This window comes from Hyphomonas sp. UBA3601 (assembly GCF_002375605.1).
Taxonomy (GTDB): domain Bacteria; phylum Pseudomonadota; class Alphaproteobacteria; order Caulobacterales; family Hyphomonadaceae; genus Hyphomonas.
Map to the genome: position 1 here is coordinate 55,076 of NZ_DFME01000107.1, position 8,102 is coordinate 63,177.

Below are 8,102 nucleotides of genomic sequence, written 5' to 3' on the forward strand. Positions count from 1 at the left end.
TGGGACGCCCGCCGCTCGCAAGGCCTTTGGTCTTTCGGTGAAGATCCCCCGGCGCACTCCGCGCCGCGACTTTTGATCACGGAACACCGGTCCATCCGGCAGTCCCGCGGCAAGGCGAGCCCCGCTGAGAAGCGACTGCCCGGACAAGGATGTTTCCAATGTCTATTTCAATAACAACGCGCGAACAGGCCAAGGCCCGTGCCCGCGACATACGGACAGAACAGGCAAATGCCGGTACGTCCATCTCACATGCGAGAGCACTTGAGCTCGTCGCGACTGAACTCGGCTACCGCGACTGGAATACCGCATCGGCGCGCCTGTCGAACAAACCCGAGGCACCCTGCCAGCTGGGTGACCGCATCTCGGGCCGCTACCTCAAACAATCCTTTGAGGGGCGCGTGCATGCAATCCGCGAACTGGCGGGTGGCATGGGGTACGAAGTGACCCTGCACTTCGACACGCCGGTAGATGTGGTTGAGTTCGAGAGCTTCTCGGGATTTCGCCAGCGCGTGACCGCCATGGTGAGTGGTGATGGCGTGTCATGGGCAAAGACCAGTGATGGCGTCCCGCACCTTGTCATCGAAGCCGTCTCGAACGGAATCGTTTGATCTGGCAGCGGAACGCTACGGATAGAGTCGACCGGTGGTCCAACCCTCGTTTGAGCGGACAAACTTCAGCCGGTCGTGCATCCGGAAAGCCTGGTCCTGCCAGAACTCGATCTCGACCGGCACGACACGGAACCCGCCCCAGAATTCGGGGCGGGGAATGTCTGGTCCGTCGCCGAAGATTTCCGATAGTTCAGCCACGCGCTGTTCGAACTCGGCCCGATCGGCCAGTGGACGCGACTGGTCAGACGCGATGGCGCTGATACGGCTCTGGGCGGCACGGGTGGCAAAATACTCATCGGCGGCCTCTTCGGAGACTGGCATAACCGTCCCGCGCACCCGCACCTGCCGGCGCTGGCTCTTCCAATGAAAGCCAAGCGCTGCTTTGGGGGTCTCGGTCAGTTGCTGGCCTTTGGCACTTTCGAGATTGGTGAAGAAAACAAACCCCGCCTCAGTCACCTCTTTCAACAATACAATACGGACATCCGGCATGCCGTCAGCGTCCACGGTCGCCAGAGACATTGCGTTGGAATCATTCGGTTCGGCTTCGCGCGCCGCCGCCATCCACTCTTTGAACAGGGCTATCGGGTCAGCCACGTCTGGAATCAGGGGTTTTCCCGACGGGTCGGTCAGATAATCCGTCGCGCTGGGTGAAGGGGGAATGATGTCGGGTTGGTCGCTCTGGCTCATCGATCTGTCCGCTCGTCAGGCTGTGGGGGCTGGCCGTCATATAGGCCAATCGGGCGCGGAGTCATACCGCTACGGCGGCGACATCCTGCGGCATAGGCGCATGGCCGCTTGCCCTTCTCTGACAAATTCGTCATTGATGCCGCGAAATCACCCTATGCAAGAAGGACTCTCCCATGAAAAAGCCCGTGAAAGTCGCTGTAACTGGCGCTGCAGGCCAGATCGGTTATGCGCTCCTGTTCCGCATTGCCGCTGGAAACATGCTTGGACCTGACCAGCCGGTCGACCTTCACCTGCTGGAAATCACGCCTGCGCTCGGCGCGCTCGAGGGCGTGGTCATGGAATTGAACGATTGCGCCTTCCCGCTCCTGAACAATATCGTCGCCACTGACGACCCGAATGTTGCGTTCAAGGATTGCGACTTTGCCCTGCTCGTCGGCGCGATGCCACGCAAACAGGGCATGGAACGCAAGGACCTGCTGTCTGCAAATGGCGGTATCTTCGGCCCACAGGGTAAGGCGATCAATGATCATGCCAGCCGAGACGTGAAAGTGCTTGTCGTCGGCAACCCGGCCAACACCAATGCCCTGATCGCACAACAGAATGCGCCTGATCTGGATCCGAAATGCTTCACCGCCATGGTCCGTCTCGACCACAACCGCGCGATGAGCCAACTGGCTGAGAAGACGGGCGCCCACAATACCGACATCAAGAAGATGACAATCTGGGGCAACCATTCCTCAACTCAGTACCCAGACCTGCATCACGCCACCGTCAAAGGCGAAGCTGCCCTCTCCAAGGTCGATCAGGACTGGTACGAAAACACGTTCATCCCGGACGTGCAGCAGCGCGGCGCAGCTATCATCAAGGCACGTGGTGCCTCTTCGGCCGCTTCGGCTGCGTCAGCCGCCATCGATCATATGCGCAGCTGGGCCCTCGGCACCGAAGCTGGTGACTGGGTGTCCATGGGCATCCCGTCCGATGGCTCCTACGGCATTGAGCCGGGCGTCATCTACGGCTACCCGTGCACCTGCAAGGACGGCAAGTACGAGATCGTCCAGGGTCTCGAAATCGGTGAATTCTCGCGCGCCCGCATGGATGCGACCGAGAAAGAACTGCGCGAAGAGCGCGAAGCTGTTCAGGACCTGCTCGGCTAGGCCCTGACTCAATACTGAAACGGGCAGCCATGTCTCACAACACGTTCGGCCACCTCTTCCGCGTGACCACCTGGGGCGAAAGCCACGGGCCCGCACTCGGATGCGTGGTCGATGGCTGCCCGCCTAGTCTTCCGCTGGATGAGGCCTTCATTCAGCAATTCCTCGACCAGCGCCGCCCCGGCACCTCGCGATTCGTAACCCAGCGTCGGGAACCCGATCAGGTGAAAATCCTGTCCGGCGTCTTTGAGGATGACCGGACCGGCGGCCCTGTCACCACAGGCACACCGATCTCGCTGATGATCGAAAATACAGATCAACGGTCGAAAGATTATGGTGAGATCCGTGATCGGTACCGCCCCGGTCATGCCGACTATTCCTACGATCAGAAATATGGCGTCCGTGACTATCGCGGCGGTGGCCGCTCCAGTGCGCGCGAGACTGCCGCGCGGGTAGCTGCAGGCGCGGTGGCGCGCCGCGTTCTTGGCGACGGAATCTTCTTGCGCGGCGCTGTCGTCCAGATCGGCCCCCATGCCATCGACCGCTCGCGCTGGAACTGGGATGAAACGCAATCGAACCCATTCTGGTGTCCTGACGCCGAAATGGTGCCCGTCTGGGAGACCTTTCTGGACGAAACTCGCAAGGCTGGAAGCTCTGCTGGCGCAATTGTAGAGGTCGAAGCGACGGGGATTCCTGCGGGTTGGGGCGCTCCCATATACGGAAAACTGGATAGCGAACTCGCGGGTGCCATGATGAGCATCAATGCGGCCAAGGGCGTGGAAATCGGCGAAGGCTTTGCCGCCGCGGCTTTGTCCGGTGAGGAAAACGCCGACCAGATGCGCACTGGCAATGACGGCGCCCGTTTCCTGTCCAACCATAATGGCGGCATTGCGGGCGGCATTTCAACCGGTCAGCCGATCGTCGTGCGAATCGCAATCAAACCAACATCTTCCATCCTTACCCCCGTCCAGACTGTCACGCGTGACGGTCAGGAGGTGGACGTACGCACCATCGGACGGCATGATCCCTGTGTTGGCATTCGTGCGGTGCCGGTGGCGGAGGCGATGCTCGCCTGTGTGCTGGCCGACGCGAAGTTGCGACATAGAGGGCAGACGGGAAAATGACCGCAAATGCGCATGTCACAGTAAGTTCACATACCTGCTATCGGCATTGCACATTGAACCTGCTACCTCGCGTTCAGTATTCAAATAGCGATGGGTTGGCGTAATGGGTGGCGTAGAAATTTTCGGCATCATTGGATTTATGCTGGCGTGCTACGCCGTCGTCGCGAATGATTCGATCCAGACACTGGGGACATTCCTGTCCTCGAATGCAAAGCGTCCCTGGTGGGTCCTGTGGATTTTTGCCAGCGCAATTCTGTTGGCCGTGCTCTTCTACGGGTATTTCAATGGTCAGGGAGACGTTGCCTACGAACGTCTCGACAAATTGTCTGTGCTGCCAGGTGAAGGGGATCGCACCGCGGTGCTGATGCCCGGCATTCAATGGTGGCACGCCCTGCCTCCCCTGGTCCTGCTATTCCTGACTCGATTTGGCATCCCTGTGTCGACGACCTTCCTGGTCCTGACCCTGTTTGCCTTGTCGGGCGGGTCTGCCAGCGATGGCATCCTCGAAAAAATGATCATCAAGTCGGCAATGGGCTATGTCGTGGCGTTCGCGTGCGGCGCTGTGATCTGGATAATAATTTCCCGCACGTTCGAGCGTTGGGTCTTTCATACGAAAGACGAATTGCCTTGGCCCTACTGGATCACATTCCAGTGGCTGACGACGACCTTCCTCTGGTCACAATGGCTGATGCAGGATCTGGCGAACATCTTCGTTTACCTGCCGCGAACGGTCACAGTCACTGGTGACGAAACGCATGTGGCCTTTTCGCTCGGCTACGTCATTTTCGGTGCGATCCTGCTTGTGGCCATCCAAGGCTACATCTTCGCCACGCGCGGCGGCCAGATTCAGAAGATTGTGGAACGCAAGATCAACACGGTGGATGTCCGCGCCGCGACAATCGTCGACCTGATCTACGGAATAATCTTGTTCCTGTTCAAAGAGGTCAGCAATGTGCCGATGAGCACGACTTGGGTATTCCTTGGCCTTTTGGCCGGTCGCGAACTCGCGATCTCCTACGTCGCGCATCTGCGCGAAAAGAATGAGGCCGTGAAAGACGTTCTCGGCGATGCCGGACGTGCCTTCCTCGGCCTCATCATTTCGATCATTCTGGCTTTTGCCATGCCCCTCATGGGGACAGGTAAGCTTCCGAGCTTCTAGCCCCGTTGGCGTTTAGGCGAACAGGTTAAAGATCGGATCGAGCGCGATCGCGAGACTCACCCCGACGACGCCTGCCAGTGCCAGCATGGCTCCCCGCAGGACGCGCAGGTTCGACTCGTTGAGGGTCAGGTCCCTGTGCGCCAGCCAGGAAACGTGATTATCATTATGATCTAGGACTGCCATAGGTGGCTCCTTTCATTCCTGGTAAATAGTTCGTGTCACATGACCGCAACGTAACTGTCATATTACTGTCATGTTCCATTCGCGCAAATCAATATTTTTTCATACAGGATTAAGCAGCGCCCGTAGCTCTGGAAAAAAGTTTCATTTCAAGGCGTTATGATGATCGCCGGAAGGTGCTGATTTTTGTAAGAAATGCCAGTGACTGCGTTTCAGGCACCAATCCTGTCAAATCGCATGCTTGTACGGCGTCCCAGGACAGATAGCTTTTGTAGTATGGCTCGTGGAAACCGTGGGGAAAATATTCCAACAGTCCATCAAGGTCCGAATAGTCTCCAAATTGCGCGCTATCTGCCAGGATAAACAGACCGCCCGGCTTCAGGACTCGTCGAATTTCCGCCAGCACCTTCTCCCTCACGCGGGGCGGCAATTCGTGGAACAGGAAAATGGAGACCACCATATCGAGGCTATTGTCCTCTACGGGCATCGCCTCGGCCGCCTCGTGCAGGATCTCTACCTGTTTCCACGGTTTCAGACGTGTGCGGGCGGCGTCGGTATAGGTCGGTGACAGGTCCAGCCCGCTCGCCATTAACCTTGGATATACCTGCATCACTTGCGACAGGAAGCGGCCATTGCCGCACGCCACATCCAACAGGCTGACACCGCGTTGGTCGCGTCCCCTGAGCTCCCGTGAAATCTCGGCCAGAACGGCGCGGCGCATCGCATCTGCTGTGCCAGTAAACAATGCTTCGACCTGAGTGTCATAGATATCGGCGCTGTCCTCGGTAAACCAGCCGCCGGACTGATAGTGGAAATTCTGGAGATAGTAGGCGGGATACCGGTTATGCTCGTCGGTCACCTGTTGCCGTACTTCCGTTCCATTGCGTTCCAATCGGCGCCGATCAACGTCCTCGACATCTTCCCGGAAAGCCCGCGCCGATCTCAACGCTTTCGGCAAATCCTTCAGGCGCACATCCGATGGCGCTGGATACAGCCCTGCCTCAACATTCAGGCGGTCCTTGATGAACAGTTCGAAATAGGCTCGGCGCAGGACAGCAAGGTTGGGCTGGCCTCTGGTGGGCTGGAACGCTGGTTCACCCGGGCGATCAAAGCCGCTGGCACGCCGACGCGCCGCGCTCATCTGCGCGCCATACCAAGCCGACCGCAGCCCTTGTGCAGCAGCGTAACGCGCCCGGCCAGCGGTGCGGGTGGCGATGTCGAACACTCCCATTCAGTCAATATGTGGCCAGGTGTACCCGGCGTCCAGTTTTCACCTACTGTTCAGGTTCCGCCCCGCAGTATGCTAGTCTGACACTGGCGGACGTGTATCCGCGACAAGGAGTATTGCGATGAAATCCCACTCGCTGTTCATCGGAGCGCTGGCCATGGCCAGTCTTGCCATACCGGCTACGGCCTCGGCCCAAAGCGGATATGGCTACACCTATAATCCCCCTGTCCAGAACGTCCAATGTGAGCGCCAGCGCAAGGATGACCAGTTTGCGGGCGTGCTCGTCGGCGCGATTGCGGGCGGCCTGATCGGCGGGGCAATCGGCAATAATGTGGATGATGGCGATGCGTACCACTACCGGGGTCACAGAGGGTATCGCGGCCATAGAGGCTATCGCGGTCATCGGCGTCACGGCGGATACCACCATGGCAACGGAAACTCTGATGAAGTCGCTGCGGGCGCCATTCTCGGCGCGATTGTGGGCGGTCTTGCTGGCGGAGCCATTGCAGAAGACACAAGCCGACCCTGTCAGGTTGCAACACCTTATGGAGCGGCCACGAGCGGTACCTATCCAGCCGGCGGCATTCCGCGCACAACCGACGGCCTGTATGGCGGACCGGAGATCATGAACTATCCCAACACGCCGCCGCCAAGCCGCACATATCCGGCGTCAACGACTGCGGGACCGACCCTGCCGCCCCAACCGGGTACCGATATCGAGTGCCGCACGATTGAGCGCGAAACGCGGCTGCCCGATGGTCAGGTCATCCGCGACCCGATCACCGCATGCCGCGATCCCTATGATGGCACATGGGAGATCAATGACGGTTTCGGGGACGAGAACTACTAGGCGCCGGAACTAGGTTCGCACCGCATAAAACAAGCGTTCGGCATTGCCGTCGCCCCCGGTGATAGGGCTTTGTGTCCATGACTGGATTGGCCACCCCTGCCCGGCCATCCATTCCGCGAAAACGTCCGCCGCCAAGTCTGCCTTTTCGGAATCTGTGACCAGTCCGCCCTTGCCGATGTTTTCCCGACCAACCTGGAATTGCGGCTTGAACAGGCCGACAATTTCCGCCCGCTCAGCCGCGAGCGACAGAGGAACGGCCAGCAGCTTTTCGAGCGCAATGAAGCTCGCATCGCATACGAGCAAGGAAGGCGTGTCGCCCAGCATCTCTCCGGTCAGGGTCCGGGCGTCTTGAGCTTCCAGGCTCGTGACGCCGTCCTCATCGGAAAGAGAGGAGTGAAGCTGGCCTCGCCCGACATCGACCGCGACGACATGCGTCGCACCGGCCCGCAACAGCACGTCTGTGAAACCACCTGTGGACGCCCCGATGTCAAGGCAAACGCGCCCAGCCGGATCAACGGCAAAAGCGCTCAGGCCGTGCGCCAGTTTCAATCCCCCTCGCGATACGTAAGGGTGCGCCGGTTGTGCCTCGATGCGGTCGTCGCGTGACAGCATTTGCGATGGTTTGGTGACCACGACGCCGCCAGCCGTCACATTGCCTGCCTCAATCGCGGCGCGCGCAGAGGCTCGGCTGTCGAACAACCCCAGACTAACGAGCAATTTATCCGCGCGGTCCTTCACGATATGGAGCCTTCCTGCCAAATAGACGTTACGCCTATATCAGAACCCCGCTGACAGGAGACCCCCATGATCACTCGAACTGCAATCGCCTCACTCGCCATCGCCCTTGCCGCTTGCGGACAGCAAGGCGCGACCCCGCAGGAGATGCCCGACAGCGACAATGGCTTGCCAACGACAGACGAAATGCCCGGGCCGGATGAGGGCGTGTTCCCTTCCATGATGACCGCGACGGCTTCCATCATTGGCGCGGAAGGCACGGAGATCGGCACCGCGAATTTTCTCGATGGTCCGAATGGCGAAATGATTCGTGTTGAACTCAATTCCGGCAGCTTGACGCCCGGCTGGCACGGCATCCATTTACACGGCACCGGCACGTG

9 protein-coding genes and 1 pseudogene are annotated in these 8,102 nt (G+C 59.4%); 6 read left to right on the forward strand and 4 right to left on the reverse strand.

Annotated elements, in window-relative coordinates:
* Positions 1-158: 158 nt before the first annotated feature.
* Positions 159-608: a glyoxalase superfamily protein gene (locus B4F73_RS10860; RefSeq protein WP_290479829.1), complete on the forward strand. Its 450-nt coding sequence runs from the start codon at positions 159-161 to the stop codon at positions 606-608.
* Positions 609-623: 15 nt separating this feature from the next.
* On the opposite strand, the gene pdxH is transcribed toward B4F73_RS10860, so the two are convergent.
* Positions 624-1,295 carry a pyridoxamine 5'-phosphate oxidase gene (gene pdxH, locus B4F73_RS10865; RefSeq protein WP_206991167.1) on the reverse strand — a complete coding sequence of 224 codons (672 nt, stop codon included), beginning with the start codon at positions 1,293-1,295 and terminating at the stop codon, positions 624-626.
* 173 nt (positions 1,296-1,468) lie between these two features.
* Here pdxH and B4F73_RS10870 point away from each other — a divergent pair, with 173 nt between their 5' ends.
* The 3 genes from B4F73_RS10870 to B4F73_RS10880 all read left to right on the forward strand — a co-directional run bounded on the left by B4F73_RS10870 (position 1,469) and on the right by B4F73_RS10880 (position 4,729).
* The gene (locus B4F73_RS10870; protein ID WP_206991168.1) at positions 1,469-2,449 is read left to right on the forward strand and encodes a malate dehydrogenase; all 981 of its coding nucleotides are present in this window, start codon (positions 1,469-1,471) and stop codon (positions 2,447-2,449) included.
* Positions 2,450-2,478: 29 nt separating this feature from the next.
* Positions 2,479-3,570: a chorismate synthase gene (gene aroC, locus B4F73_RS10875; protein ID WP_290483250.1), complete on the forward strand. Its 1,092-nt coding sequence runs from the start codon at positions 2,479-2,481 to the stop codon at positions 3,568-3,570.
* A gap of 103 nt (positions 3,571-3,673) precedes the next feature.
* A complete protein-coding gene (locus B4F73_RS10880) occupies positions 3,674-4,729 on the forward strand; it encodes a hypothetical protein (RefSeq protein ID WP_206991170.1) in 1,056 nt (351 codons plus the stop codon).
* Positions 4,730-4,741: 12 nt separating this feature from the next.
* Here the strand turns inward: B4F73_RS10880 and B4F73_RS10885 are convergent, their stop codons facing one another.
* Both B4F73_RS10885 and B4F73_RS10890 read right to left on the reverse strand, forming a co-directional pair.
* Entirely contained in the window at positions 4,742-4,912 is a 171-nt protein-coding gene (locus B4F73_RS10885; RefSeq protein WP_290483251.1) for a hypothetical protein, read from the reverse strand.
* A 154-nt stretch (positions 4,913-5,066) separates the two neighbouring features.
* Positions 5,067-6,140: a class I SAM-dependent methyltransferase gene (locus B4F73_RS10890; RefSeq protein ID WP_290483252.1), complete on the reverse strand. Its 1,074-nt coding sequence runs from the start codon at positions 6,138-6,140 to the stop codon at positions 5,067-5,069.
* Between the two features lie 118 nt (positions 6,141-6,258).
* Here B4F73_RS10890 and B4F73_RS10895 point away from each other — a divergent pair, with 118 nt between their 5' ends.
* A complete protein-coding gene (locus B4F73_RS10895; RefSeq protein WP_206991173.1) occupies positions 6,259-6,987 on the forward strand; it encodes a hypothetical protein in 729 nt (242 codons plus the stop codon).
* A gap of 9 nt (positions 6,988-6,996) precedes the next feature.
* On the opposite strand, the gene B4F73_RS10900 is transcribed toward B4F73_RS10895, so the two are convergent.
* Positions 6,997-7,725: a TlyA family RNA methyltransferase gene (locus B4F73_RS10900; RefSeq protein WP_290483253.1), complete on the reverse strand. Its 729-nt coding sequence runs from the start codon at positions 7,723-7,725 to the stop codon at positions 6,997-6,999.
* Positions 7,726-7,791: 66 nt separating this feature from the next.
* Between B4F73_RS10900 and B4F73_RS10905 the strand changes: the two are divergent.
* A pseudogene (locus tag B4F73_RS10905) lies at positions 7,792-8,102 on the forward strand (hypothetical protein); the annotation flags it as partial.